The sequence below is a fragment of the Pseudomonas sp. LBUM1658 genome (assembly GCF_059716055.1).
Map to the genome: position 1 here is coordinate 2,521,525 of NZ_CP166798.1, position 23,769 is coordinate 2,545,293.

General features: G+C 60.6%; 23 protein-coding genes. 20 read left to right on the forward strand and 3 right to left on the reverse strand.

The features are described 5' to 3' along the window. Window positions 1–65: 65 nt before the first annotated feature. The 6 genes from ACA064_RS11610 (at window position 66) to ACA064_RS11635 (ending at window position 7,027) form a co-directional block, all read left to right on the forward strand. Window positions 66–1,298 (forward strand): MFS transporter, encoded by a 1,233-nt coding sequence (locus ACA064_RS11610; RefSeq protein ID WP_497674228.1) that lies wholly within the window; start codon window positions 66–68, stop codon window positions 1,296–1,298. Between the two features lie 68 nt (window positions 1,299–1,366). Then, window positions 1,367–1,771: a hypothetical protein gene (locus ACA064_RS11615; protein WP_497673471.1), complete on the forward strand. Its 405-nt coding sequence runs from the start codon at window positions 1,367–1,369 to the stop codon at window positions 1,769–1,771. Beyond that, window positions 1,765–2,457, forward strand: a complete 693-nt coding sequence (locus ACA064_RS11620; protein WP_497673472.1) for an RES family NAD+ phosphorylase — start codon at window positions 1,765–1,767, stop codon at window positions 2,455–2,457. Before ACA064_RS11615 ends, ACA064_RS11620 begins: the two co-directional genes overlap by 7 nt. A gap of 35 nt (window positions 2,458–2,492) precedes the next feature. Next, window positions 2,493–3,515 carry a helix-turn-helix transcriptional regulator gene (locus ACA064_RS11625; RefSeq protein ID WP_497673473.1) on the forward strand — a complete coding sequence of 341 codons (1,023 nt, stop codon included), beginning with the start codon at window positions 2,493–2,495 and terminating at the stop codon, window positions 3,513–3,515. Between the two features lie 158 nt (window positions 3,516–3,673). Beyond that, window positions 3,674–5,536 carry an amidohydrolase gene (locus ACA064_RS11630; RefSeq protein WP_497673474.1) on the forward strand — a complete coding sequence of 621 codons (1,863 nt, stop codon included), beginning with the start codon at window positions 3,674–3,676 and terminating at the stop codon, window positions 5,534–5,536. A 51-nt stretch (window positions 5,537–5,587) separates the two neighbouring features. Further along, complete coding sequence (locus ACA064_RS11635) at window positions 5,588–7,027, forward strand: purine-cytosine permease family protein (RefSeq protein WP_497673475.1); 1,440 nt, start codon at window positions 5,588–5,590, stop codon at window positions 7,025–7,027. 737 nt (window positions 7,028–7,764) lie between these two features. Here the strand turns inward: ACA064_RS11635 and ACA064_RS11640 are convergent. Beyond that, a complete protein-coding gene (locus ACA064_RS11640) occupies window positions 7,765–8,217 on the reverse strand; it encodes an Ohr family peroxiredoxin (RefSeq protein ID WP_497673476.1) in 453 nt (150 codons plus the stop codon). Between the two features lie 212 nt (window positions 8,218–8,429). Here ACA064_RS11640 and ACA064_RS11645 point away from each other — a divergent pair, with 212 nt between their 5' ends. From ACA064_RS11645 to ACA064_RS11655, 3 genes are read left to right on the forward strand one after another with little or no spacing between them, the layout of a single operon-like run. Next, a complete protein-coding gene (locus ACA064_RS11645) occupies window positions 8,430–9,401 on the forward strand; it encodes a Bug family tripartite tricarboxylate transporter substrate binding protein (protein ID WP_497673477.1) in 972 nt (323 codons plus the stop codon). A 1-nt stretch (window position 9,402) separates the two neighbouring features. Further along, complete coding sequence (locus ACA064_RS11650) at window positions 9,403–9,897, forward strand: tripartite tricarboxylate transporter TctB family protein (protein ID WP_497673478.1); 495 nt, start codon at window positions 9,403–9,405, stop codon at window positions 9,895–9,897. Between the two features lie 24 nt (window positions 9,898–9,921). Continuing rightward, entirely contained in the window at window positions 9,922–11,430 is a 1,509-nt protein-coding gene (locus tag ACA064_RS11655) for a tripartite tricarboxylate transporter permease (protein ID WP_497673479.1), read from the forward strand. 12 nt (window positions 11,431–11,442) lie between these two features. Here the strand turns inward: ACA064_RS11655 and ACA064_RS11660 are convergent, their stop codons facing one another. After that, on the reverse strand, window positions 11,443–12,339 hold the full coding sequence (locus ACA064_RS11660; RefSeq protein ID WP_497673480.1) for a DMT family transporter: 897 nt from the start codon (window positions 12,337–12,339) through the stop codon (window positions 11,443–11,445). 86 nt (window positions 12,340–12,425) lie between these two features. Here ACA064_RS11660 and ACA064_RS11665 point away from each other — a divergent pair, with 86 nt between their 5' ends. Then, the gene (locus ACA064_RS11665) at window positions 12,426–13,757 is read left to right on the forward strand and encodes an aminotransferase-like domain-containing protein (protein WP_497673481.1); all 1,332 of its coding nucleotides are present in this window, start codon (window positions 12,426–12,428) and stop codon (window positions 13,755–13,757) included. A 53-nt stretch (window positions 13,758–13,810) separates the two neighbouring features. On the opposite strand, the gene ACA064_RS11670 is transcribed toward ACA064_RS11665, so the two are convergent. After that, on the reverse strand, window positions 13,811–14,707 hold the full coding sequence (locus tag ACA064_RS11670; protein WP_497673482.1) for a LysR substrate-binding domain-containing protein: 897 nt from the start codon (window positions 14,705–14,707) through the stop codon (window positions 13,811–13,813). A gap of 221 nt (window positions 14,708–14,928) precedes the next feature. Here ACA064_RS11670 and ACA064_RS11675 point away from each other — a divergent pair, with 221 nt between their 5' ends. The 10 genes from ACA064_RS11675 to ACA064_RS11720 all read left to right on the forward strand — a co-directional run bounded on the left by ACA064_RS11675 (window position 14,929) and on the right by ACA064_RS11720 (window position 23,741). Then, window positions 14,929–15,999: an ABC transporter substrate-binding protein gene (locus tag ACA064_RS11675; protein WP_497673483.1), complete on the forward strand. Its 1,071-nt coding sequence runs from the start codon at window positions 14,929–14,931 to the stop codon at window positions 15,997–15,999. Window positions 16,000–16,068: 69 nt separating this feature from the next. Continuing rightward, window positions 16,069–17,142, forward strand: a complete 1,074-nt coding sequence (locus ACA064_RS11680) for an ABC transporter ATP-binding protein (RefSeq protein WP_497673484.1) — start codon at window positions 16,069–16,071, stop codon at window positions 17,140–17,142. Then, window positions 17,129–18,001, forward strand: a complete 873-nt coding sequence (locus ACA064_RS11685) for an ABC transporter permease (RefSeq protein WP_497673485.1) — start codon at window positions 17,129–17,131, stop codon at window positions 17,999–18,001. Before ACA064_RS11680 ends, ACA064_RS11685 begins: the two co-directional genes overlap by 14 nt. Before the next feature lie 6 nt (window positions 18,002–18,007). Continuing rightward, window positions 18,008–18,805 carry an ABC transporter permease gene (locus tag ACA064_RS11690; RefSeq protein WP_497673486.1) on the forward strand — a complete coding sequence of 266 codons (798 nt, stop codon included), beginning with the start codon at window positions 18,008–18,010 and terminating at the stop codon, window positions 18,803–18,805. Next, window positions 18,802–19,944: an NAD(P)/FAD-dependent oxidoreductase gene (locus ACA064_RS11695; protein WP_497673487.1), complete on the forward strand. Its 1,143-nt coding sequence runs from the start codon at window positions 18,802–18,804 to the stop codon at window positions 19,942–19,944. The genes ACA064_RS11690 and ACA064_RS11695 overlap by 4 nt, the downstream gene beginning before the upstream one ends. Then, complete coding sequence (locus ACA064_RS11700; RefSeq protein ID WP_497673488.1) at window positions 19,934–20,287, forward strand: (2Fe-2S)-binding protein; 354 nt, start codon at window positions 19,934–19,936, stop codon at window positions 20,285–20,287. The genes ACA064_RS11695 and ACA064_RS11700 overlap by 11 nt, the downstream gene beginning before the upstream one ends. Then, entirely contained in the window at window positions 20,284–21,660 is a 1,377-nt protein-coding gene (locus tag ACA064_RS11705) for an FAD-dependent oxidoreductase (protein WP_497673489.1), read from the forward strand. Before ACA064_RS11700 ends, ACA064_RS11705 begins: the two co-directional genes overlap by 4 nt. After that, complete coding sequence (locus ACA064_RS11710) at window positions 21,653–22,831, forward strand: NAD(P)/FAD-dependent oxidoreductase (RefSeq protein ID WP_497673490.1); 1,179 nt, start codon at window positions 21,653–21,655, stop codon at window positions 22,829–22,831. Before ACA064_RS11705 ends, ACA064_RS11710 begins: the two co-directional genes overlap by 8 nt. Window positions 22,832–22,835: 4 nt before the next feature. After that, complete coding sequence (locus tag ACA064_RS11715; protein ID WP_497674229.1) at window positions 22,836–23,186, forward strand: RidA family protein; 351 nt, start codon at window positions 22,836–22,838, stop codon at window positions 23,184–23,186. 183 nt (window positions 23,187–23,369) lie between these two features. Next, on the forward strand, window positions 23,370–23,741 hold the full coding sequence (locus ACA064_RS11720) for a nuclear transport factor 2 family protein (RefSeq protein ID WP_497673491.1): 372 nt from the start codon (window positions 23,370–23,372) through the stop codon (window positions 23,739–23,741). The last annotated feature ends 28 nt before the right edge of the window (window positions 23,742–23,769 follow it).

The window sequence follows — 23,769 nt, forward strand, 5'->3', positions numbered from 1 at the left end:
CAATTCAAAGCAGTTTTTTCACCGATCAGGAAACAGGAAATGTATTTTTTATCAGGGATGCAACGATGACCACGCACGACGACAATGGATTGATAGCAACGGGGCTCGATGAAACGTCTTCAGCGCAAAGGCTGCCCGTGTGGAGACTGTTGGCATTTACGCTGGCTGGCTTCATCACCATCATGACCGAAACCATGCCAGCCGGCCTGCTGCCTCTGATCGGGCAGGGGCTGGGCGTTTCGCAGGCCATGGCGGGTCAGTTGGTTACGCTCTATGCCTTAGGCTCGGTGCTGGCGGCGATTCCGGTCATTGCCATTACGCGACAATGGCACAGGAGGCCGTTGTTCCTGCTGGCGATTGGCGGGTTGCTGGTCTTCAACACCGTGACGGCATTGTCCTCCCACTATGTGCTGACCCTGGTCGCGCGGTTCATCGCCGGAATGGCGGCGGGCGTGATATGGGGACTGTTGGCCGGTTATGCACGACGCATGGTGCCTCATGACTTGCAGGGGCGGGCCCTGGCGGTGGTCGGCATCGGTCAGCCCGTTGCCTTGTGTCTCGGCGTGCCCCTGGGCACTTGGCTGGGTACTCTGTTTGATTGGCGCGGCGTGTTCTGGATCATGTCGGCCCTCGCGTTACTGCTGTTGGTGTGGGTGCGGTTTGGCGTGCCTGACTACGCGGGACAAACTGAACGTCAGCGCCAGCCGATAAGCAGCATTCTTCTGACCCCAGGTCTGCGCTCGATACTGTTGGTGATTTTCGTCTGGATACTCGCGCACAACATCCTTTACACCTACATCGCGCCATTCCTGGTCTGGGTGGGGCTTGGCCAGCGGATAGACCTCGTGCTTCTGCTGTTCGGTGTCGCGTCTATCGTCGGCATCGGGGTCACAGGAATGTGGGTCGATCGTGGGTTGCGTGTGCTGACGCTTCTTAGCCTGGCGGTCTTCGCGATGGCGGCGCTGGTGTTGGGAATGGCCAGCACCTCTCCCGACATTGTGCTCCTCAGCGTGGCGATCTGGGGGCTGACGTTCGGCGGCGCTCCCACGCTGCTCCAGACGGCCATTGCCGATACCGCCGGTGACGGCGCCGATGTCGCGCAGTCGATGCTGGTCACCATCTTCAACCTGGCAGTGGCCGGAGGTGGCATCGCTGGTGGTTTGTTGCTGGAGCATGGGGGGCCGAGTTCTTTTCCCCCGACTCTGCTGGTATTGGCGCTGCTTGGTCTGTCCGTGGTTTGGCTCGCCAGGGCCAATGGTTTCAAGCCTGGCCATCGCGCAATCATTACCACTGGCTGAGGCAGTCTTGCTCTGTAGACTCTATTTGTCTATAGTTGTGTCTGTAGATGCACGATGAGGTATTGGCCATGACAGTAGCCCTCCAGGCACAAGGATTTTCCAGGAAGCAGTGCGTTACCGGTCTGCGGGCAGCGGTAGGCATACTTGAAAAATGGGCTGCGTCCGGCGATCAGGCCTGCCGTATCCTGCGCATTTCTCGCAGCACGTATACACGCGCCAAGCAGCGCGATACCGACTGGTCCGTGAGCCTGGATTCAGACCAGATGCAGCGCATCAGCTTTGTGCTCAATATCCACGGCGCTCTGCGCCTGGTCTTTGATAACCCGGAAAACGTCTATGGTTTCCCGGCGATGGCCAACGAAAACGAGTTTTTCAACGGGCGTACGCCACTCGATATTATGTCTCAGGGGGATATGATTTCTCTGTACGAGACGTTTCGGCGGATCGACGTGCTACGAGGCGCGCAATGGTGATGGCGAGCCAGCTGGCAGAACTGGCCGGCGAGCAGTTGCAGGCCTACCGACTGGTCAATTCAAAGTTTCCGCCTATTGCGCTGTTTGATGACGTTGCGGACGCGGAGGAGTTTGAGGATCTGTATCAGATACAGGCTTTGACTAATCCAAGGCTGCAAAATGAGCTAGGACGCCTTGAGTTGATACCGCGAGGGGAGATTCCCTTCGGTATTCCTGGCTGCTCTTACGCGACAGCACCTTTTACCCACATCAACCCGGCTGGCTCGCGATTCAGCGATGGGAGCTATGGTGTGCTGTACCTGGCTGGCACAATGGAAACGGCGCTGGCAGAGGTGCAGCATCACCAGAATCTGTACTGGTCGAAAGTCCCGAGTCTCAACTATGAGCGGTTTGTTTTCCGGGGTTTATCCTGCTCCTTCGTGGACGTAGCGATGAAGGATGCCGCATCCATCCCGATGACAGATCCTGTCTACGATCCCGACGATTACACGCATTCCCATCGCTTGGGTAGGGCAGTCAAGGATGCAGGGTGTCCCGGTCTTCGTTACAACTCCGTTCGTATGCATGGCAGCTACTGCTGGGCGCTGATGACCCCAAGACCCGTCTCATCAATTATTCAAACAGCCCATTACGAGATGATCTGGAACAGTCAGATCACCAGCGTCAATAAAATCAGCGAAGCCTGACCGCGTTTCTTCAGGCAGCTGTTGGAGTCAGAACGATGGAGGCGGGTGATGAGTACGGCGCCAGGCAGTCGATGGAAATGCTGAAAGCATTCAATCTTTGCGTATTACAGCTTGGGCGTCTTGCTCGAGAGCGCGGCGCATCCGAATTCATCCCGGACGGCCTGCAGGCATTCAGCCAACTGGTGCCCTTCGCTTCGGCATGGTGGGGCGAGATGTCCACGTCAGGCGTCGATGCGCCACCCCAAAGCTGGATGCACGGGCGAATCAATCTGCCGGAGTCGTTTGCCGCGGAATGGAGCAAGGGGGCGGGCAGCGACAGATTCTCCCATGAGACCTTGAGTCAACCCGGTGAGGTCGTGCGCGACAGCGGGTTTACCGACCCCAACGAGGAAATAAACGAGTTTGCGCGGCGCCATGACCTCTACCACGTGATGTGCATCACCTTCGAGTTGCCCGAAAGCGGCTTGATGTTCTTCGTCTGTCTCTACCGTGGCATGTGTGCGGCGGCTTTCAACAACAGCGAGAGCAGTTTGTTTTCTGCCTTCTGCGATCACTTGTTGCAATTGTGGCGATTTCAGATCCAGGACATGATCCGCTTCGACACGGGCAACGGTGCGACAGACTTCGGGGTCGCGCGTATGGACGGCAGTCTGCTGTACGTGGGGGCAGGGCTGTGCTCGGCCATTCAACGCGAGTTGCCCGGGTGGAATGGTTCAACACTGCCCTTTGATGTGATCGCGCAACTGCAGAAGGCTCCCTGCGTGATGCGCCTGGGCCGCTCGGCACTGACACTGAGTCCTACCGGGGAGCATGTCATCCTGTCACTCGAGACGCAGTCGCGTGGGGCGGCGCTTGCACCACGGGAGCGGACGGTAGCCATGCTGTTCGCCGCCGGCCACTCCTACAAGGAGATTGCCAAAATCCTTGCATTGAGTCCCGCGACAGTGCGCACCTATCTGCGCAACTGCTACTTGCAACTCGGGGTCAAGAGCAAGGTGGAACTAGGTTCAGTGCTGCGTTCCCCCACCCCGCTTGCGGATGCTATGCGCCGCGATTAAGTGCGCCAGCCCGGGTTTCCAATTAATTGCCTTACCCCTCCTCATTTGTGGAGGTCCGTACGACTGCTGCGCTCTATATCGTGTGCCCTGCATATCTCGGGGTTGCACGGCAGTCTGTTCGGGCCACTTCCAAAACTATAAAAATAGAGGTGAGGCATTTGAAATTCTCCAGGCTATTTATCGCCGTTGCCACGACAACGGCATTCTCCTGCATCGCTCTGGTAGGGTGTCAGACATCCGCTTCGACTCCCGCCGACATGGTGATGCGCAACGGCTATGTCTATACCGTCGATGGCAAGAGTTCCGTGCAGCAGGCGATCGCCGTTGCCGGCGGGAAGATCGTCTACGTCGGCAGCGATGAAGGGGTCACCTCGTATATCGGCACGCAGACCCAGCTGATCGATCTGGCGGGACGCATGTTGATGCCGGGCTTCATCGATGCCCACATGCACCCGGGCGACGGCGGCCGCGCCATGACGTTGTGCGACCTGAAATACCAGACGATGACCCGCAAGGTTTTCCAGGAAACCATCCAGGCGTGCCTGGATGCCGACAAGGGCAAAGGCCCCGATGTCTGGCTCGAGGTTGGCAGCTGGGATCGCATGGGCATGACCGGACTCGACGGCGACCCCGACAAATCGACGCTGGACGCGCTCAAGACTAATCGCCCGATTCAGGTCCGTTCCACCGACTTCCATACCGTGCTGACAAACTCTCGCGGCCTGGTGGTGGCTGGCATAAACAAGCACACGGCCAATCCTGGTGATGGCAAGTATGCGCGCGACAACGCCGGCAACCCGACCGGCATTTGCGAAGACGGTGCTGCCGATGCCATGGCCGCTGTGGTGCCGGCAGTCACCGACGCAGAAAAACTCGACCAGACCCGCGCGGCGCTCGACGCCATGCGCCAGCAAGGCATCACCAGCTTCTTCGATGCCTTGTCGGGGCCTGAGAATGGCAAAGCCTTTAGCAGCCTGCAGCAGTCGGGCGAGCTGACCGCTCGGGCCTTATTGGCGATCAAGCTGGACCCTGCGGCCGCTGCGGCAGACCCGGCGAAAACCATTGCCGAGGCCAAGGCATTGGCCAACATCTACGACCAGGGTGAAGCGAAAGCGGCGCCGGGTGTGAGCATGCGCCATGTCAAATTGTTCATGGATGGCATCATCAACGCTCCGGCGGACACCGGGGCAATGTTGACGCCGTACCTGCGCAATGCCGGCACCGATACCGCGCCCAAGTGGACGTCGGGCAAGAACGTCGGTGAGCTGTACTTCCCGCTGCAAGTGCTCAAGCCGCTGCTGTTGCAAGCGGTGCAGGCCGGCCTCGACCCGCACCTTCACGCCACCGGAGACCGGGCGGTGCGTGACTCACTGAACGGCATTGAATACGTGCGTCAGCAACTGCCTGGCAACGGTTTCCGGCCGGCCATTACTCACGCTGAGTCGGTGGACCCCGCCGACTATGGGCGCTTCAAGGCGCTCGACGTGACCGCCAATATGTCCTTCCAGTGGGCCCAGCAGGCGCCGTCAACGGTCGACGGCACCAGCGATCATCTCGGTGCCGAACGTTTTGCCCGCATGGAGCCATCGGGCAGCATCAGCCGCGCCGGTGGCCGCGTGGCTTATGGCAGCGACTGGCCCGTCGATCCGCTCGACGAATTCCTGGCGCTGAAGATCGGTGTCACTCGCTCAGGCGATCCGCTAAACCCCCACAGCTATGGTCCCAAGTACGCGGCAAGGCTCAACGCCGACTCGGCACTGTCGCGTGCAGAAGTGCTGCGCGCCATCACCCTGAACGCCGCCGAGCAGCTGAAACTCGACGCCGTTGTCGGTTCGGTCGAAGTGGGCAAGTTCGCTGACTTGATCGTACTGGACAAGAACTTCATGCAGGTTCCCGAGGATGAACTGGCTCGAAATGCCGTCCTGCTGACGGTTGTCGGCGGCAAGGTCGTGTGGGCCAAGGCGCCGTTCGGTGGTCTTGAGCAGCGGCCGGCTCAAGTAGCCGTGACTGAACAACAATAAAAGCACCATCTGCCCCAATTGCCGTCTGCCCCTCAGAAGAGAAAAACAATAATGACCAAGGTCAGCGATAGTCAGCAGCGAAGTCCCCTGATCGAGACACGTTCGATCGATTACATTCCCGAGGCCGAGCGTCATGGCAGCCTCTACAGCCAGTTTACCCTGTGGCTCGGCGCCAACTTGCAGATCACCGCGATAGTCACCGGTGCCTTGGCCGTGGTGTTGGGCGGCGATGTGTTCTGGTCACTCATTGGCTTGCTGATCGGCCAGCTGCTCGGCGGTGCAGTGGTTGCGTTGCACGCTGCGCAAGGGCCGAAGCTCGGGCTGCCGCAGATGATCTCCAGCCGCGTGCAGTTCGGCGTCTATGGGGCGGCCATCCCGATTGTGCTGGTGTGCTTGATGTATCTGGGCTTCAGCGCCACCGGCGCGGTATTGTCGGGGCAGGCGATTGCCCAGCTGATCGATGTCAGCGACAGCGCCGGCATCCTGATTTTCGCCTCCTGCATCGCGTTTCTGACCATCTTCGGTTATCGAGTGATCCACCTGGTCGGAAGGGTGGCCAGCGTGCTGGGCATCATTGCCTTCGCCTATCTGTTCACCCGGCTGATGACGCTCAACGATATCGGGCTGTTGCTGGAAAACCGTCACTTCGGCTGGAGCACCTTCCTGCTGGCGGTGTCCCTCTCTGCGTCCTGGCAGATCGCCTTTGGCCCCTATGTGGCCGACTACTCACGCTACCTGCCAAGCAAGACCTCGTCCTGGAAGACCTTCGCTGCCGTCGGCCTGGGTACGGTGCTGGGCGCCCAGGCTTCAATGGTGCTTGGGGTGTTCGCCGCTGCTTTGGCGGGCGCGAATTTCCGCGGTCACGAGGTGGCTACCATCGTCGGGTTGGGCAGTACCGGTGTGATGGCGTCCCTGCTGTACTTGAGCGTGGTGTTCGGCAAGGTCACGGTTTCCACCCTCAACGCCTATGGCAGCTTTATGTGCGTTGCCACCATTATCAGTGGCTTCCGTAGTCGTCTGCAGATATCCGCCGCGCAGCGCATGCTGTTTGTACTGGCGATTGTCGCGGCGTCCACCACGCTCGCGCTGCTGGGCCAGTACTCGTTTCTAACTACGTTCAAGTACTTCATTCTGTTTTTGCTGACCTTCTTCACGCCCTGGAGCGCGATCAACCTGGTGGATTACTACTTCATCAACAAGGAACGCTATGACATCCCGGCGTTGTCCGACCCGGCGGGTCGCTATGGTCGCTGGAACATGTTGGGGATCAGCGTGTATGTCATCGGTGTATTGATCCAGCTGCCGTTTGTCGACACCAAGTTCTACTCCGGGCCGATGGTCGCGCAGCTCGGCGGTGTCGATATTTCCTGGATCGTTGGACTGGTGGTGCCGGGTATCTTCTATTACCTGCTGGCCAGGACATCGGCCCTTACTGTGGTGCCTGGGTCGAAAGCAGACGCCGAGAGCCGTGATGCAAGGAGGGGTGTGTAACCAAACTCACGATTGGGTCTATGAAGCTCCAGATGTTCAGGTCTGGAGCTTCGGGTTGAATCGCTGTGCAGGGCCTGCTGATTGTCTACAGAGCGGATACGATTGCCCTGATCAGTCAGCGAGTAGCTTTCGATCAAACCACATCCTGTATTTGGTTTTCAGAAAGCTTGCCTGAGCGGGGCCAGAGTGCCTGTCGCTATAGCTCGAGCTCGTTGAACACCCCATGCCAGAGCGCTCGTCACCGTTTCATCGTGCACCAGCGGGTAAAACTCCTCCGCGGCAATCGCCCCGCTTTGCTCATATATCCCGATAAAGAGTTGTGTCGTGTCCGTGCGCGAGAGCCGAGCCTGAACATCAATTTCGACACCGTTACTTAGACTTTCTTGATGAGATTTGCTGGGTAGCTGGCAATCGGACCAAGCCCAATATTCGCGCCCTCGTACACGCATGACCCTTTCCCTCATGGCTGATCGCTTTAATGAAGCGATAGAGGCAAAGTAGTATCACTTTGGGGCAAACAGAAATTGAATCGTGCTATGGCGCGCCGTTGCGAGACTGAAAAATTGGCGCCAAATCGCAGCTGACTTGACGCCTGTCCAGGCTCGGCAATTGAGATGAGCAATTCAGCGTTCGAAGGCCTCGGATGCACTGAGACGCATCCGCGACCGTCAGGCAATTCGCCGACGCCGGCAGCCGGTTCGACGAGCATGGCCAGGTCAAACCGGTCGCGCGGTGCATCACGCCGTAAGGACATTGAGGGCTACGTCAATGTTGCCTCGGGTCGCCTTCGAGTACGGGCAGATCTGGTCCGCGGTGTGCGCCAGCGTCGTCGCGACATCGTGCGCCAGGCCCGGCACGCGGAGAGTCAGCCGGGCCTGGAGGAAGTAGGCCGGACCGGTCTGGCCCAGATCGACTTCGATGTCGACGGACAGATCGGACGGAAGCTCGAGCTTCATCTCCTTGGCTGCGACGCCGACCGCGGCGATGTAACAGGCCGACCAGGCGCCGGCGAACAATTGCTCGGCTTTCGGGTGCGGCTGGGTGGCTTCGAACACATGCACGGGCTTCGCGTTTCCGGGCGACGAGAGCTCGATGTCGAGGCTGCCGTTATGGCCGCGCGAAGTGACGCCCGCGCTGCTCATGGTGGTGTGGGTTTTGCCGGAGGCCAGGACTTTTTCGATCTTGCTCATGGGATGAATCCTCAACGTTAGGTTCGGTAAGATTTATTTGTCGTGTGCGTTTAGATCGTATCCGATGTAAATAATATTCGCGCAGGAGCCCATCGCTGTCAAGAGGTAGTAATTGCTCTCGGCGACGAGTGGTCGGCCAACGCAGCGGCGGCTATGGCCTACGCTTATCCGCAGGTGCACGTTCATTTGAACAGGGTATTGGGAGAAATCTTATGTTCGCTTTATTCCGTCGGCTCAGCCGCTCCATATCCATTGCAGCGGCCATTACCGCGGTCACGCTCACGACACCTGTCTTGGCGCTGGATACCGTCAAGTTCATGGCTCCAGGCTCGGTGGGCGGCGGTTATGACCAGACTGCACGGATCCTGGGCAAGGCCTTGATCGAGGCCAAAGTGGCCAAATCCGTCACCTTCGAGAACAAGGGCGGAGCAGGGGGGACGTTGGGACTGGCGCAGTTTGCCAACAGCACCAAGGGCGACCCGAATGCCTTGCTCGTGGTCGGCGCAATCATGGTCACTGCGGTGGAACAGAACAAACCGCAAATTACCTTGAAGGACGTGACACCGATTGCCCGGCTTTTTACCGAATACAACGTGCTTGCCGTACGCAAGGAGTCCCCGTATCAAACCCTGGAAGACGTGCTGAAAGACTTCAAGGCCAACCCGGCAAGTATCAAGTGGGGCGGCGGTTCCAAAGGCTCGATTGACCACATCGGCATCGCCGAATTGGCCGGCAAGATGGATGTGCCGGTCAACAAGGTGAACTACGTCGCCTACGCGGGCGGGGGCGAAGTCGTCGCAGCGACGTTGGGCGGCCACATCACGGTGATCACGGGTGGCTACGCCGAGCTGGGCCAATACATCAGAAACGGCCAGTTCCGGGTACTCGCCATCGGCGCGCCCGACCGCGTTGAAGGCATCGACGCACCGACTCTCAAAGAGAAGGGCTACGACGTAACGATCGGTAATTGGCGTGGAGTTTACGGCGCGGCGAACCTCACGCCTGAGCAGCGCAAGGAAGTGACCGACGCCGTCCTGGCCGCCGCCAATAGCAAAGTCTGGCAAGACAATGTCAAAGCCAATGCCTGGTCACCGAGCATTCTGACCGGCGATGACTTCGGCAAATTCGTCGACGAAGAGCACGTGCGGTTGCGCGCGATGCTGGTCAAGGTCGGGTTGCTTTGAGATGGCCCGGCTTCGCAGCATAGTGCCGGCACAGCTGGCGGTTGGCGCAGGCTTGATTGTCATCAGTGCGGTATTGGCGATTGGTGCATTCCGGTTTCCTGCCGAGATGGGCTTCGTCATCCTCGGTGCCCATGTCTATCCCTACGCCGTCGCGGCGTTCCTCGGAGTCGTCGGCCTGTTGCTGAGCTATCAAGCAGCCACCGGTGGTTTCCGCGAGCTGGCAGACCACGGCGACGAGACGGCCAAAGCGTTGCCTGGCGGCAAACTCGGTGCGGCCTGGGTGACCGCGGGTCTGGTGGGGGTGGCCTTGCTGATCAACCTCATCGGCTTCGTATTGGCGGCGGCGCTGCTGTTTGCCTGTTCGGCACGGGGTTTCGGTAGTCGCCATCCGCTGCGCGACCTGGCCATCGGCATTGCCCTGACCTTACCGATTTACTGGCTGTTCAATGCCGGGCTAGGGGTTTCCCTGCCGCCCCTTGTCAACGCCTGGATCTGATCCGGGCCGAAGGAGATCAATACGGTGGAAATTCTCTCAAGCTTGGCGATGGGTTTTTCCGCCGCGCTGACGCCGATCAATTTGATGTGGGGCTTTATCGGCTGTCTGCTCGGCACCGCGATCGGGGTTTTGCCGGGTATCGGCCCGGCGCTGACGGTGGCCTTGTTGCTGCCGATTACCGCCAAGGTCGATCCGACCGGGGCCTTGATCATGTTCGCCGGGATCTATTACGGCGCTCAGTTTGGCGGCTCCACCACATCCATCCTGCTCAATACCCCAGGGGAATCGTCCTCCATGGTCACGGCCCTGGAAGGCAACCTCATGGCCCGCAACGGTCGAGCGGGACCGGCCTTGGCGACGGCAGCGATAGGTTCATTTGTGGCCGGCACCATCGCCACGATTTTGCTGACCCTGTTTGCCCCGATCGTTGCCATACTGGCGCTCAAGTTTGGTCCTGCGGAGTATTTCGCGATTCTGGTGCTGTCCTTCACGACAGTGTCTGCGGTGCTCGGCGCTTCCATGCTGCGCGGCTTCGCCTCACTGGGTATTGGATTGACCATTGGCTTGATCGGCCTGGACTCGACCTCGGGCATTGCCCGGTACACCCTGGGGGTTCCCGAGTTGGTCGATGGCATCGAGGTCGTGCTCGTGGCGGTCGGGTTGTTTGCGGTGGGGGAGGCCTTGTACAGCCTGCTGTATCAAAAAGAAGAATCGGCCGGCCGGCACCGCTTGACCTCGTTGTGGATGACGCGCTCCGACTGGAAGCGATCGATTCCCGCCTGGCTGCGGGGAACGCTGATCGGTTTCCCTTTTGGCTCCATTCCGGCCGGTGGTGCCGAGATTCCGACTTTTCTGTCCTATTCAGCCGAACGCAAACTGAGTAAATACCCGGAAGAGTTTGCGGCCAGCAAGGGTAAAGGCGCCATCGAAGGTGTTGCCGGTCCCGAAGCCGCCAACAACGCGAGTGCGACAGGGTCTTTAGTGCCGCTGCTGACCCTCGGCATACCGACCTCCGCCACCGCGGCGATTCTGTTGGCGGCGTTCCAGAACTACAACCTGCAGCCGGGTCCGCTGCTGTTCCAGACCTCGGGAGAGCTGGTCTGGACCCTGGTGGCCTCGTTGTACATTGGCAACGTCATACTGCTGGTGCTGAACCTTCCATTGGTGGGGCTCTGGGTGAAACTGTTGCAGATTCCCCGGCCGTACCTGAATGCCGGGATTCTGGTGTTTGCCACCATCGGCGTGTACGGCATGCGCCACTCTTCCTTCGATCTTTTGCTGATGCTGGCGATCGGCTGGGGCGGGGTATTGATGCGGCGCTTCGATTTTCCCGTCGCCCCGGTGATCGTCGGCATGCTGCTGGGCCCGATGGCTGAAAAGCAACTGCGTAACGCCCTGTCCATCAGCCAGGGAGACTGGCTGGTGTTTGTGACTGAACCCATAGCGGCTTCATTCCTCGCGCTGACGCTGCTGGTGCTCGTAATTCCCCATCTGCTCCACGCCCGCGGCATCCGGTTGCATGAGGACGATTGAGGGGGTTGCGGATTACTTGGAAAATTTTCTCGCTCCGGCAACGCAAAGAATCACCGCAACGGTCACACCCAGCATGCCAATGCTGACCTGCTCGTGAAGCAGCGTGGCTGCCAGCGCCAATCCGAAGAACGGCTGTAGCAGCTGAAGCTGGCCGACGGCGGCAATCCCCCCTTGGGCAAGCCCGCGATACCAGAATACGAAACCGATCAGCATGCTGAAAACCGATACGTAAGCCAGGCTGACCCATGCGGATGTCGAAATTCCCGATAACGAAGCAGGGGCCATGAACCAGGTCAGCGGGACCATGACGGGCAGCGACAGCGCCAATGCCCAAGAGATCACCTGCCAGCCTCCCAGCGTTCTTGAAAGCTTCGCACCTTCTGCATACCCCAGCCCGCAAGCGAGGATTGCCAGCAGCATGAGAATGTCACCCGTTGCAGAAGCTGTCAGGCCTTGGGAGACAGCAAACCCCACAACCAGTGCGCTTCCCAGGACTGAGAAAAACCAGAACACCGGCCGGGGACGCTCCCCTCCGCGCAACACGCCGAACGCCGCTGTGGCGAGGGGCAACAGGCCAACGAAGACGATGGAATGCGCAGACGTCACATGCTGTAGAGCCAGCGCAGTCAGCAGAGGAAAGCCTAATACAACACCCATTGCCACGATCGCCAAGGGCAGCAGCTGACGCTTGGCAGGACGCTTTTCTTTAAAGAGCAAAAGCAGGCAAAGCGCCAGAACTCCAGCAATTGTCGCTCTGGCAACGGTCAGAAAGACCGGGTCAAATTCCACCACGGCCAGCCGTGTGGCTGGCAACGAGCCGCTGAAGATGAGTACCCCGATGAACCCGTTGAGCCATCCGCTCGCGGTCTTTTCTATCGTCGGGTTTTGCAGGTTCGATGTTCGTTCCATTTTGAGGGGCCACTCTCAATTTGCAGAAATCCATCCTATGATCGAAAATCAATACAATCAAAAAATTGTCATGGATACATCTCGGCATGCCTCGCTCTCGGTACAAGTCATTAGTGGATGCTTTTGCAGCCGATATCCGGTCCGGGCGATTGTTGCCGGGCACGCGCTTGCCGACGCACCGCCAACTCGCGGCGACAGAAGGACTGGCGCTGGTGACTGCCAGTCGGGTCTATGCAGAGCTCGAAGCCATGGGCCTGGTCAGTGGGGAGACGGGGAGAGGCACGTTCGTCAGGGAGACTTCGTTGCCTCCTGGCTTGGGTATCGACCAGAAAAACGTTGCAGTTGGAATGACTGACCTCAACTTCAACTATCCCTCGCTTCCAGGGCAGGCAGAGCTCTTGCGAAATGCTCTGCGCCAGCTCGCGGCGGCCGGCGATCTGGAGTCCTTGTTACGTTACCAGCCACACGCGGGGCGACTGCATGAGCGCGCTTCTGTGGCGCGTCATCTGCGCGCCCGAGGGCTGACGGTTGAAGCCGAGCAAGTGTTAATGGTCAGCGGCGCTCAACACGGGCTGGCCGTGACGATGATGGCGCTGCTGCAACCCGGTGATGTGATTGCAGCTGATGCGTTGACCTATTCAGGATTCAAAGTGCTGGCCGAAGCATTGCACCTTGAAATCGTGCCCATTCCCGTCACCGAACATGGACCGGATCTGGACGCGCTGGACAGTCTGTGCCGTCGTCGTCGCGTGCGGGCGGTGTATTCGATGCCTACGCTGCACAATCCACTGGGATGGGTGATGAGTGCCGATCAACGCGAGTACCTGGTGACGATTGCGCGCTGGCATGGGTTGCTGATCATTGAGGACGCCGCGTACGCCTTCCTTGCCGAGGACCCACCGCCACCGTTGGCGGATCTCGCCCCCGAGATAACGGTTTACGTTTCAGGGCTATCCAAGAGTGTCGCCACCGGTTTGCGCGTAGGTTTCATCGCGGCCCCCGCGCAAAAAGTGCCCGCGCTGGAGCGAACCATCAGGGCCACCACTTGGAATACCCCGGGCGTAATGACTGCGATTGCGAGCGCGTGGCTCGACGATGGTACCGTCATGCAGCTGGAAGCTGAAAAGCGTCGGGATGCGCAGGCCAGGCAAGCCATGGCCGGTGAAGTGCTGGCGGGGCTTCGGTGCGTACGTCACCCGTCGTCCTATTTTCTCTGGCTGCCTTTGTCTGAAGATGCAAGGGCTGACCAGATCGCCATGGCGTTGATGCGTGAGAAAGTTGCGGTTTCAACCGCCGAGCCTTTTGCGGTCTCTGCCAATGTACCCCATGCGATCCGCCTGGCGCTGGGCTCTGCGCAGATGGATGCCCTTCGGGAGGCGCTGGAAAAAGTGAAGTGGATTGTGAGTGCTTATTCGTAGCCAGAATCTGACATCTACCCGCGAAAGCATTTGAGTGGGCCAAGACCGTTTCGCTAGCTCGCATCCACCGACTCCCGGTAATAGGCCTTCAGCGTATCGACGAACTCCTCGGCCAGCCGGGTCCTCGCTTGCGCGGTCGGCCAGATCACGTAGGTCGGAAAGAGGATGTCTGGCTTGAAGGGTCTGACCACGATGTCCCGGTGTAGATAATCCTTGGCCACCAAGGGGTGGGCGAGGGTGATGCCCATGCCGAGGGCGACCATTTCGCAGTTGATCGCGCTGTACTGCGCCTCGACCGCCATTACCCGCTCGACGCCTGCCTGCTCGAACAAACCATCCACCAATGAGCGTGTGCCATCGCCATGACAGAGCGAGACGAACGCTTGCCCTTCAAGGTCTGTGAAAGTGATCTGCGATCGTTCAGCCAGCGGATGTGAGCGCGGCAGTACGCACACGGCCGCGATCTCGGCGAGCAGCTCGACCTGTTGACTGCTGACATCGCCGGGGTGAACCACGATGCCGATATCGCAGAACTGCGATTTCACCCATTGCTCCACCGTCGGCGAGGAGTTCACGTGCAACGACACCGTGAGCTCCGGGCGCGAATCGGTGAAGGTCTTGAGCACCCTGGGAAGCACGCTCATGCCGGTCGATGGCACGGCCGCCACCCGTAAACGCCCGGTGCCCAGATTGCGAATGTTCTTCGCCGAATGCTTGAGGCTGTCGAGGCCGACATAGGCGCGCTCGACCTCATGAAAGAACGCCTGACCTTCCTGAGTCGGGATCAGCCGTACGCCCGCGCGCTTGAACAGGGTCAGCCCGGTGCCCAGTTCCAGCTGGGCAATCAGCCGACTGACATTGGGCTGCGAGGTGTACAGCACTTCCGCCGCCGCGGTCATGGAGCCCAATCGCATCACGCTGCGGAACGCTTCTATCTGCCTGAGGTTCATGCCGACACTCCATATCAAATATGAATAACTAACCCGGATATTCGTATTTGACCACATGGATGCTCGTCGCAATACTCCAAACCAGCAACCCATAGCGCACATGAAGATGCGCCACCCCGGGAAGTACTCGCCGGGAGCATGCAGCGCGCTGCATGGCTTCGATTGACGCCGAAGCGACTGACGCATTGTTCGATCTGCCCCACGCACTTCGGAGATAGTCTGTGAATAGCCATAATTCGACCTCAGCAATAAAGCCGTTTCGCCCTCTGACCCGCCTTGCCACCGCTGTCGCCCTTTTCGGGTTGAGCAGCGGTGCCGCATTCGCCGAACCGACCCTGTATGTCGCCGGAGTCGGCGGTTCCACCGAGCAGATGTACAGGACCAAAGTCATCCCCGCGTTCGAGAAACAGCACGCCGTCAAAGTGGTCTACGTCGCCGGTAATTCCACCGAAACCCTGGCCAAGTTGCAGGCGCAGAAAGGGCGTCAGCAGATCAACGTGGCGATGATGGACGACGGGCCGATGTACCAGGCGCTGCAAATGGGCCTGTGTGAAAAGCTCAGCGACGCACCGGTCTACAAAGACCTCTATCCGCTGGCGCGAATCAGTCCTGAAGCGACCGGAGTCGGGGTAGTCGCCACGGGCATCGGCTACAACGAAGAGGCATTCAAGAAGCGTGGCTGGGCGCCGCCGGATTCCTGGGAAAACCTCACCGACCCCCGCTACAAGCAACTGCTGGGCATGCCGCCAGTGACCAACACCTACGGTTTGCACACCTTGGTGGAAATGGCCCGTCTGCGCGGCGGTGGCGAAAAGAACATCGACCCGGGCTTCAAGGCGCTGAAAGACGAAATCGGCCCCAACGTCCTGGCCTGGGTGTCGGCGCCGGGAGAGATGGACGGCATGATGCAGAACGGCGACGTGGTCATGGCAGTGTATGGCAGTGGTCGTGCGGTGGCGTTGCAGGGCACCGGCTTTCCACTCAAGTTCATCTACCCCAAAGAAGGCGGCATCGCCCTGCAGATCGCTGCCTGCGGCATCACGCCCAACGCGCAGCCCGAGCTGTCCCAGCAATTCATTCAGTACGTACTGTCGCCTGAAGTGCAGAAAATCCAGGCTCACGAAAACGGCTTCGCGCCGGTCAACCAGACCGTCACCCTCACTCCGGATATCGCCGCGCGCATGCCCTATGGCCCGGAGAAGGTCAACGCGTTGATCAAGGTCGATTGGGACACGATCAACCAGCAGCGCAGCGAGTGGACCACGCGCTGGAATCGCACGGTCGAACGCTAGCCGCTCAATGGCTCCGATCCTTCCCGAAATCATTCTGGAGACGCAGGCCCGCGCCTGCGTGGCAAGCCAATGGCATTTCTCACACTCGAAGGCATCGTCAAGACCTATGGCACGTTCAGGGCCATTGACGGTTTGAACCTGGAAGTCCGGCACGGCGAATTCATCGCCTTGCTCGGGCCCTCCGGCTGCGGCAAGACCACCACCCTGCAATCCATTGCCGGCTTCGTCCAGCCAACCGAAGGGCGCATCGTCCTCGATGGTCGCGACATCACCCATGTGCGTCCCGAGCAGCGGGGCCTGGGCATCGTCTTTCAAAGCTACGCGTTGTTCCCGCACATGACGGTGGCGCAGAACATCAGTTTCGGCCTGGAGATGCGCGGCGTGCCCAAGGCCGAGCGCAGCAAGCGCATCGTTGAGGCGCTGGACCTGGTGCGCCTCGGCGGGCTGGGTGAGCGTTACCCCAAAGCGCTGTCCGGCGGGCAACGGCAACGGGTCGCCATTGCCCGGGCCCTGGCTATTCGACCGAACCTGTTGTTGCTCGACGAGCCGATGTCCAACCTCGACGCCAAACTGCGCGAAGAGATGCACATCGAGTTGCGGGCGATTCAGCGCGATCTGGGCATCACCACGATTCTGGTGACCCACGATCAGGTCGAGGCCATGACCATGAGCGACCGCATCGCCGTGATGCAGAAAGGTCGCATCGTGCAGATCGACACGCCGTTCGAAGCCTACGAACGCCCGCATTCACCCTTCGCCTCGGCGTTCCTGGGCAAGACCAACGCCTTCGCCGGAGCGGTGCAAACCCGCAATGATCGCTGCTGTCATGTGCAGGTCAAGGACACGCTGATGCACGTGCCCCACGAAGATCGCTCGTTGGGCAACGACGTCAACGTCTACATCCGCCCGGAAAAAATCCGCCTGACGCAAGCGGGCAGCGGTCGCTTGAGCGGACGCATCCGCTTGCGGGTATTCCTCGGCAACCTGTGGTTGATCGCGGTGGAAAGTCACCTCGGCCTGGTGCACATGACCCAGCCCAACCTGGGTACGCCACCGCCCGATGAAGGCAGCGAAATCGGCCTGGACTGGTCCGACGACGACCTGCGCCTGCTGGATCGGGAGGTCGCCCATGGCCAGGTATGACGCGGAACACGTCGGCGTCGCGCCGTGGTTGCTGAGCGGACCAGCCTTGCTGGTGTTCATTGCGCTGTTGCTGGCGCCACTGCTGTTGACCGCCGTATTGTCCCTCAACCTGTTCAGCGACACCGAGGGCGTGTTGCCGGTGTACAGCCTCGGCAACTACCTGGAGGTGTTCAAGGACGGTTATTTCCACGAAATCTTCCTGCGCACCGGCGGCATGGCGCTGGCGGTCACGGTCCTCTGCGTCCTGCTCGGCGTGCCGGAAACCATCATCATTGCGCGCATGGCGCCGCGCTGGCGTTCGCTGTTCCTGCTGGTGGTGCTGGGACCGCTGTTGATCTCGGTGGTGGTCCGCACCCTCGGCTGGGCAATCCTGCTGGGCAACAACGGCCTGATCAACGATGCCTTGCAGGCACTGGGTATCACTGATCAGCCGGTGAAGATGTTGTTCACCCAGGTCGGTGTGGTCATCGCCCTGACCCACGTGCTGGTGCCGTTCATGGTCATTGCGGTGTGGGCGACCTTGCAGCGTCTGGACCTGCAAGTGGAATGGGCCGGCCTGTCCCTGGGCGCCTCGCGCCTCACGGTGTTTCGCCGAATCATCCTGCCGCAGATCATGCCCGGCATTCTCTCGGGCTCGATCATCGTCTTCGCCCTGGCGGCGTCAGCCTTCGCCACCCCGGCGATCATTGGCGGTCGTCGTTTGAAAGTAGTGGCGACGGCGGCCTACGACGAATTCCTCGGCACCCTCAACTGGCCCCTCGGCGCCGCCATCGCGATGCTCCTGCTGGTTGCCAACCTGATCATCATTGTGGGTTGCAGCAAGCTGGCCGAGCGCCGCTTCAAGCAAGTCTTCGAGTAAACGGCCATGCACAAGAACGGATTTTTCTCGCTGCTGTTTCACCTGTCGTTCATCACCTTCATCGTCGCGCCGCTGCTGGTGGTGATGGCGATGGCGTTTACCGACAAGGGCTACCTGTCGCTGCCCACTGATGGCCTGTCGTTGCGCTGGTTCCGCGCATTGCTGGAGAACCAGGAGATGCTCGACGCGTTCTTTCTGTCGCTCAAGCTGGGCCTGGTCTCCGCGACCCTCGCCACATTGCTGGCGGTTCCGGCGGCGCTGGCGATCAGTCGCTACGAGTTTCCGGGCCGCGGCACGCTCACCGGCTTTCTGCTGTCGCCGCTGATGATCCCGTCCGTGGTGTTGGGGATCGCCTTTCTGCGGTTCTTCTCCCTGGCGCAGATCGGCGGATCATTCTGGGCCCTGAGCATTACTCATGTGATCGTGGTGCTGCCCTATGCGTTGCGGCTGACGCTGGCCTCGACCATTGGTCTTGAGCGCGACATCGAACAGGCCGCCTTGTCCCTCGGCGCGCGGCGCTGGACCGCGTTTTACCGGGTGGTCTTGCCGCGTATCCGCACCGGCGTAATCGGCGGCTGGATGCTGGCGTTTATCCAGAGCTTCGACGAACTGACCATGACCGTGTTCGTCGCCACTCCCGGTACCACCACCTTGCCGGTGGCCATGTACAACCAGATTTCCCAGACCATCGATCCGTTGATCACCGCCGTCTCCACGGTGCTGATCGTCGGCACCGTGCTGTTGATGCTGGTGCTGGATCGCCTGGTCGGGCTGGACCGGGTACTGATCGGAGAAGGCAAATGAGCCAGGGCACAGACAAGGTCGCGCAATCGGACGTAATCGTCATCGGCGGCGGGCTGGTGGGCACGGCGCTGGCCTATGGGCTGGCGCGCAGGGGAGTCGACACCCAGATCCTCGATCAGGGTGACGATGCGTTTCGGGCTTCGCGGGGCAATTTCGGTCTGGTCTGGGTCCAGGGCAAAGGCCATGACCTGCCGGATTATTCACGCTGGACCCGTTCCTCGGCGACTCGCTGGCCGGCGTTCGCGCAAGCGCTGCTGGCCGACAGCGGGGTCGACGTGCAGCTCAAGCAACCGGGTGGTTTTCATATGTGCTTCAGCGACGAAGAGCTGCTGGAGCGCCAGTCGCGCTTGCAGACCTTGCAGGATGCACTGGGCGATTATCCATTCCAGATGCTCGACGCCGCCGAGCTGAAAGCCCGTTTGCCGCTGATCGGGCCTGCGGTGGTCGGCGCCAGCTACACGCCCCAGGACGGCCACGTCAATCCACTGAAACTGCTACGGGCCCTGCACACGTCGGCGCAGGCCAAGGGCGCGCGACTGCATAGCAGCGTTCAGGTCGAGCGTATCGAATGTGCGCCCGGCGAGTTTCGCGTCACGGCCGGGCAGCGGCGCTTCGTCGCGCCACGGATTGTGCTGGCCGCCGGGCTGGGCAATGCGGCATTGGCGCGGCAGGTGGGTCTGTATGCACCGGTGGCGCCCAATCGCGGACAGGTGCTGGTCAGCGAACGGGTCCGGCCGTTTCTCGAGTACCCGACCATCAATGTCCGGCAGACCGACGAAGGCACGGTGCAGCTGGGCGATTCCATGGAGGAGGTGGGCTTCGATGACGGCACCTCCACCGAGGTATTGGCGGCGATCGCCAAGCGCGGAGTCTCGACCTTTCCATTGCTGCGCGATGTGCGACTGGTCCGGGCCTGGGGCGCATTGCGGGTGATGAGCCCGGACGGATTCCCCATCTACCAGCAATCCACCGCGCACCCCGGTGCGTTCGTGGTCACCTGCCACAGCGGCGTGACCCTGGCGGCCGCCCACGCCCTGCGTATCGCGCCGTGGATCATGGGCGGAGCGCAGCCTGAGGAACTGCAGGTGTTTAGCGGCGATCGTTTTCTAACTGACAAGGTGTTTTCTCATGCGCACTGATCCGCTGTTTCAACCGGTCAGCAGTGAAGTCAGGGCGGCGCGGACTGTGCGCCTGAGCTTCAACGACCAACCGCTGAATGTGCCCGCGGGCATCAGCGTCGCCGCCGCATTGCTGATGTCCGGCATCAGCCGTTTTCGCGCCACGCCGGTCAGCGAGTCGCCCCGAGCACCGTACTGCATGATGGGCGTGTGCTTCGAGTGCCTGGTGGACATTGACGGCGTACCCAACCGCCAGAGCTGCCTGATCGAAGTGGCTGACGGCATGCGCATTCGTTCGCAGGAAGGCGCCCGGGATTTGATCTATCAACCGGCGAAATTCCAGGCCGTGGAGGTGCAGTCATGAACCATGAAAGCGTCGAGGTAGTGGTGATTGGCGCAGGCGCGGCCGGCATGGCCGCGGCGACCGAGATGGCCGGGCTGGGTTTGCAAGTGGTGTTGCTTGATGAGCAGGGCAGCCCGGGCGGGCAGATTTACCGGGGCATCACCCTGGCGCCGCTGTCCCGGCGGGATCTGCTGGGGCCGGATTATGCCCACGGCAATCAACTGGCGCAGGCCCTGACAGCATCCAGCGTGCGCTATGAAAAAGGTGCATCGGTGTGGCAGGTGACCCGGGATCATCAGGTCAGCTACCTGCGCGACGGTCGTCTTCGTACCCTGGACGCCAAGGCCGTGCTGCTGGCCACCGGTGCCATGGAACGGCCGTTTCCGATTGCCGGCTGGACCTTGCTCGGGGTGATGAGCGCCGGTGCTGCGCAGATTCTGCTGAAAAGTTCAGGCCTGGCGCCGAGCGAACCAGTGGTCCTGGCCGGCTGCGGTCCGCTCCTGTATTTGCTCGGCTGGCAGTATCTGCGTGCTGGCGTGACGATCAAGGCCTTGGTCGACACCACGCGCCCCGAAGACTACTGGCGCGCTCGCCGGCACCTGTTTGCCGCACTGCGCGCCTGGCCGTATCTGCGCAAGGGGCTGGAACTGATGCGCAGCCTGCGCAGTGCCGGGATCGCCCATTACAGCGGTGCCGAGCAACTGGCGGTGGAGGGCGAGGAGGCGGCGCAGGCACTGACGTTCAGCGTGGCCGGCAAGATGCAGCGCATCGCCACCCGCTGCGTGCTGCTGCATCAGGGCGTGGTGCCGAATATCCAGTTCAGTCAGGCGTTGCGGGCCCGGCATGAATGGAGCCTGGACCAGCTGTGTTTCACTCCGGTCACCGATCCGTGGGGCGAGCTTGATGTGCCGGGTGTCTACGTCGCCGGAGATGGCGCCGGTATCGGTGGCGCCCAGGCAGCGGCGGTGCAGGGGCAGCTGGCGGCGCTGGGGATCGCCACCCGACTCAAGACCATCAGCAGCTCTGAACGTGATCGCAAGGCTCAGCCGTTGCGCGTGCAACTCGAGGCCAACCTGCGGATTCGGCCGTTTCTCGACACCCTTTATCAGCCCAAGGAAGCAAACCGCATTCCGGCCGACGAGGTGATGGTCTGCCGCTGCGAAGAAGTGACGGCGGGCGAATTGCGTGGCTTCGTCGCCCTCGGCTGCGCGGGCCCGAATCAGGCCAAGTCCTTCGGTCGTTGTGGCATGGGACCGTGTCAGGGACGCATGTGCGGCCTGACCGTGACCGAAGTTATCGCCAAGGCCCGGGGCGTTTCGGCGGCTGAGGTGGGTTATTACCGCATCCGTCCGCCGATCAAGCCCATCACCCTGGGAGAGCTGGCCGGTGAGTGAGCCGAGCAAACGCCAGGCTGAGGTGCTGGTGATCGGCGGAGGCATCCATGGCCTGAGCACTGCGCTGCACCTCGCCCAAGCCGGGGTCAAGGTGACGCTGCTGGAAGCGCAATATTGCGGCCGCCATGCCTCCGGGGTAAATGCCGGTGGCGTGCGCACCCTGGGCCGGCATATCGCGGAACTTCCATTGGCGCTGTCGTCCCGCGAGCTGTGGCACGGACTCGAACAATCCCTGGGCGACGACGGCGGTTTTGTCCCCAGCGGGCAGCTCAAACTGGCGGAGAACCTGACCGAACTGGAGGAGTGCCGACAACGGGTCGAGCAGCTTCAGGCCCTGGGTTTCACCCATGAAGTATTGATCGATCAGCAGCAGGTCTTCGAACGAGTGCCGAGCGTGGCGCGGCATGTGGTGGGCGGTATCTGGGTCGAGGACGACGGCTATGCGCTGCCGTACCAGACCGTCACCGCGTTTCGCCTGGCCGCGGAAAAACATGGCGTACACATTCACGAAAACACCCCGGCGCAGCGCATCGAGCAGACAGGCACCCGGTGGCGAGTCAGTACACCCGCAGGCAGCTTCAGTGCCGAACATCTAGTGGTGACGGCGGGCGCCTGGGCCGGTGAACTGGCGGCGCAGATTGGCGAACCGGTTCCCGTGCGTCCTGAAGGCCTGATGCTGATGGTCACCCATCGAGTCGCGCCGTTCTGTGTCCCGGTGTTGGGTGCCACGGGAAGAGCGCTGTCGTTCAAGCAATTCGCCAATGGCACGCTGGTGATCGGTGGCAAGCTGATGGGGTCGCTGGATTTTCTGGCACGCCACGGCGAGGTCGAGATGGAGCGTCTGGGCACCAGCGCGCGCACCGTCACCGAGCTGTTCCCGCATTTGCAACACTTGGGCGTCAACCGCGTCTGGGCCGGCGTCGAAGCCTTCACTGCCGATGATCTGCCAGTGATCGGCGCCAGTCGCAAAGCCAGTAACCTGAGTTATTCATTCGGTTTCTGCGGCAGCGGCTTCCAGATGGGACCCGGCACCGGCAAGCGACTGGCCCAGCTGATTCTTGGCGAGCACTCGGACATCTCCCTGGAGCCGTTCGCCATCGACCGTTTCAAAGAGACGGCTGTTACGCTGTCTCTATCCCCCTTCAACCATCGCGCAATATCGAGGAGTTAACATGCTGGAAATTACCCGTATCGAAACCAACCAACGCATGAGCCGCGTCGTTCAATGCAACGGTTTCACCTTTCTCGGCGGCCAGACCGCCACCGACCGCACTCAGGACATCAAGGGCCAGACCGCTCAGGTGCTGGAGAAGATCGACAATTTCCTGGCCCAGGCCGGTCTGGACAAGACCCGCATCCTCACCGCGCAGGTTTGGCTGTCGGACATCCAGGCCAACTTCGCGGGCATGAACGAGGTGTGGGACGCCTGGGCACCGGAAGGCCATGCGCCTGCGCGCGCTACCGTTGAATCGCGTCTGGCCGCCCCGGATTTGCTGGTGGAAATCACTGTTGTCGCGGCGGGCTGATCGCTAGCTGATCATGGAGTCGACAGGGAGCACCGGTCGACTCCATACGGACGCTCAGCGCATGTCTACCCGGTCCAGGACAATTGCGCACTCGGTGCTAGACTTTCAGGTTGATCAGCCCCTGGGGAGACAGTCGATCAATCTGCACCAGCGGTGCGTGGACGAGAAAACCAGAGGTTCGACATGACTACTCACTCGTTAGATAAAGAACTCATCAACCAGGTGGTCCGCAATTATGTAGAAGGCATGGTATTCGCAGACGAAGCATTGCTGCGGCAGGCCTTTCACCCATCCTGTCGCATCATTGGCCACTACCATAAAGAGCTTGATTGGTTATCCCTTGATGAATTTATCGGAGCAATCAAGGCCGAAGGCCCGGCTGCAAAAGAGGTAGAGCCCTTTTGGGAGATTATTGATTTAGATATAACCGGCGATGCCGCAGCCGTAAAAATCATTGATGATTATATCGGCATGAGGTTTACGGATTACCTGTCGCTATTGAAAATTGATCATCGCTGGATGATTGTAAATAAGCTTTATTTTTACCATGAGTAGAGGGGTGCTGATCCTGCCGTTATTCCTA

What these genes read in the sequence shown, in the direction of transcription:
- ACA064_RS11610 (WP_497674228.1), top strand. Translation starts at nt 66, where the DNA reads ATGACCACGCACGACGACAATGGATTGATAGCAACGGGGCTCGATGAA.
- ACA064_RS11615 (WP_497673471.1), top strand. Translation starts at nt 1,367, where the DNA reads ATGACAGTAGCCCTCCAGGCACAAGGATTTTCCAGGAAGCAGTGCGTT.
- ACA064_RS11620 (WP_497673472.1), top strand. Translation starts at nt 1,765, where the DNA reads ATGGTGATGGCGAGCCAGCTGGCAGAACTGGCCGGCGAGCAGTTGCAG.
- ACA064_RS11625 (WP_497673473.1), top strand. Translation starts at nt 2,493, where the DNA reads ATGGAGGCGGGTGATGAGTACGGCGCCAGGCAGTCGATGGAAATGCTG.
- ACA064_RS11635 (WP_497673475.1), top strand. Translation starts at nt 5,588, where the DNA reads ATGACCAAGGTCAGCGATAGTCAGCAGCGAAGTCCCCTGATCGAGACA.
- ACA064_RS11640 (WP_497673476.1), bottom strand. Translation starts at nt 8,217, where the DNA reads ATGAGCAAGATCGAAAAAGTCCTGGCCTCCGGCAAAACCCACACCACC.
- ACA064_RS11645 (WP_497673477.1), top strand. Translation starts at nt 8,430, where the DNA reads ATGTTCGCTTTATTCCGTCGGCTCAGCCGCTCCATATCCATTGCAGCG.
- ACA064_RS11650 (WP_497673478.1), top strand. Translation starts at nt 9,403, where the DNA reads ATGGCCCGGCTTCGCAGCATAGTGCCGGCACAGCTGGCGGTTGGCGCA.
- ACA064_RS11660 (WP_497673480.1), bottom strand. Translation starts at nt 12,339, where the DNA reads ATGGAACGAACATCGAACCTGCAAAACCCGACGATAGAAAAGACCGCG.
- ACA064_RS11665 (WP_497673481.1), top strand. Translation starts at nt 12,426, where the DNA reads ATGCCTCGCTCTCGGTACAAGTCATTAGTGGATGCTTTTGCAGCCGAT.
- ACA064_RS11670 (WP_497673482.1), bottom strand. Translation starts at nt 14,707, where the DNA reads ATGAACCTCAGGCAGATAGAAGCGTTCCGCAGCGTGATGCGATTGGGC.
- ACA064_RS11680 (WP_497673484.1), top strand. Translation starts at nt 16,069, where the DNA reads ATGGCATTTCTCACACTCGAAGGCATCGTCAAGACCTATGGCACGTTC.
- ACA064_RS11685 (WP_497673485.1), top strand. Translation starts at nt 17,129, where the DNA reads ATGGCCAGGTATGACGCGGAACACGTCGGCGTCGCGCCGTGGTTGCTG.
- ACA064_RS11690 (WP_497673486.1), top strand. Translation starts at nt 18,008, where the DNA reads ATGCACAAGAACGGATTTTTCTCGCTGCTGTTTCACCTGTCGTTCATC.
- ACA064_RS11695 (WP_497673487.1), top strand. Translation starts at nt 18,802, where the DNA reads ATGAGCCAGGGCACAGACAAGGTCGCGCAATCGGACGTAATCGTCATC.
- ACA064_RS11700 (WP_497673488.1), top strand. Translation starts at nt 19,934, where the DNA reads ATGCGCACTGATCCGCTGTTTCAACCGGTCAGCAGTGAAGTCAGGGCG.
- ACA064_RS11705 (WP_497673489.1), top strand. Translation starts at nt 20,284, where the DNA reads ATGAACCATGAAAGCGTCGAGGTAGTGGTGATTGGCGCAGGCGCGGCC.
- ACA064_RS11720 (WP_497673491.1), top strand. Translation starts at nt 23,370, where the DNA reads ATGACTACTCACTCGTTAGATAAAGAACTCATCAACCAGGTGGTCCGC.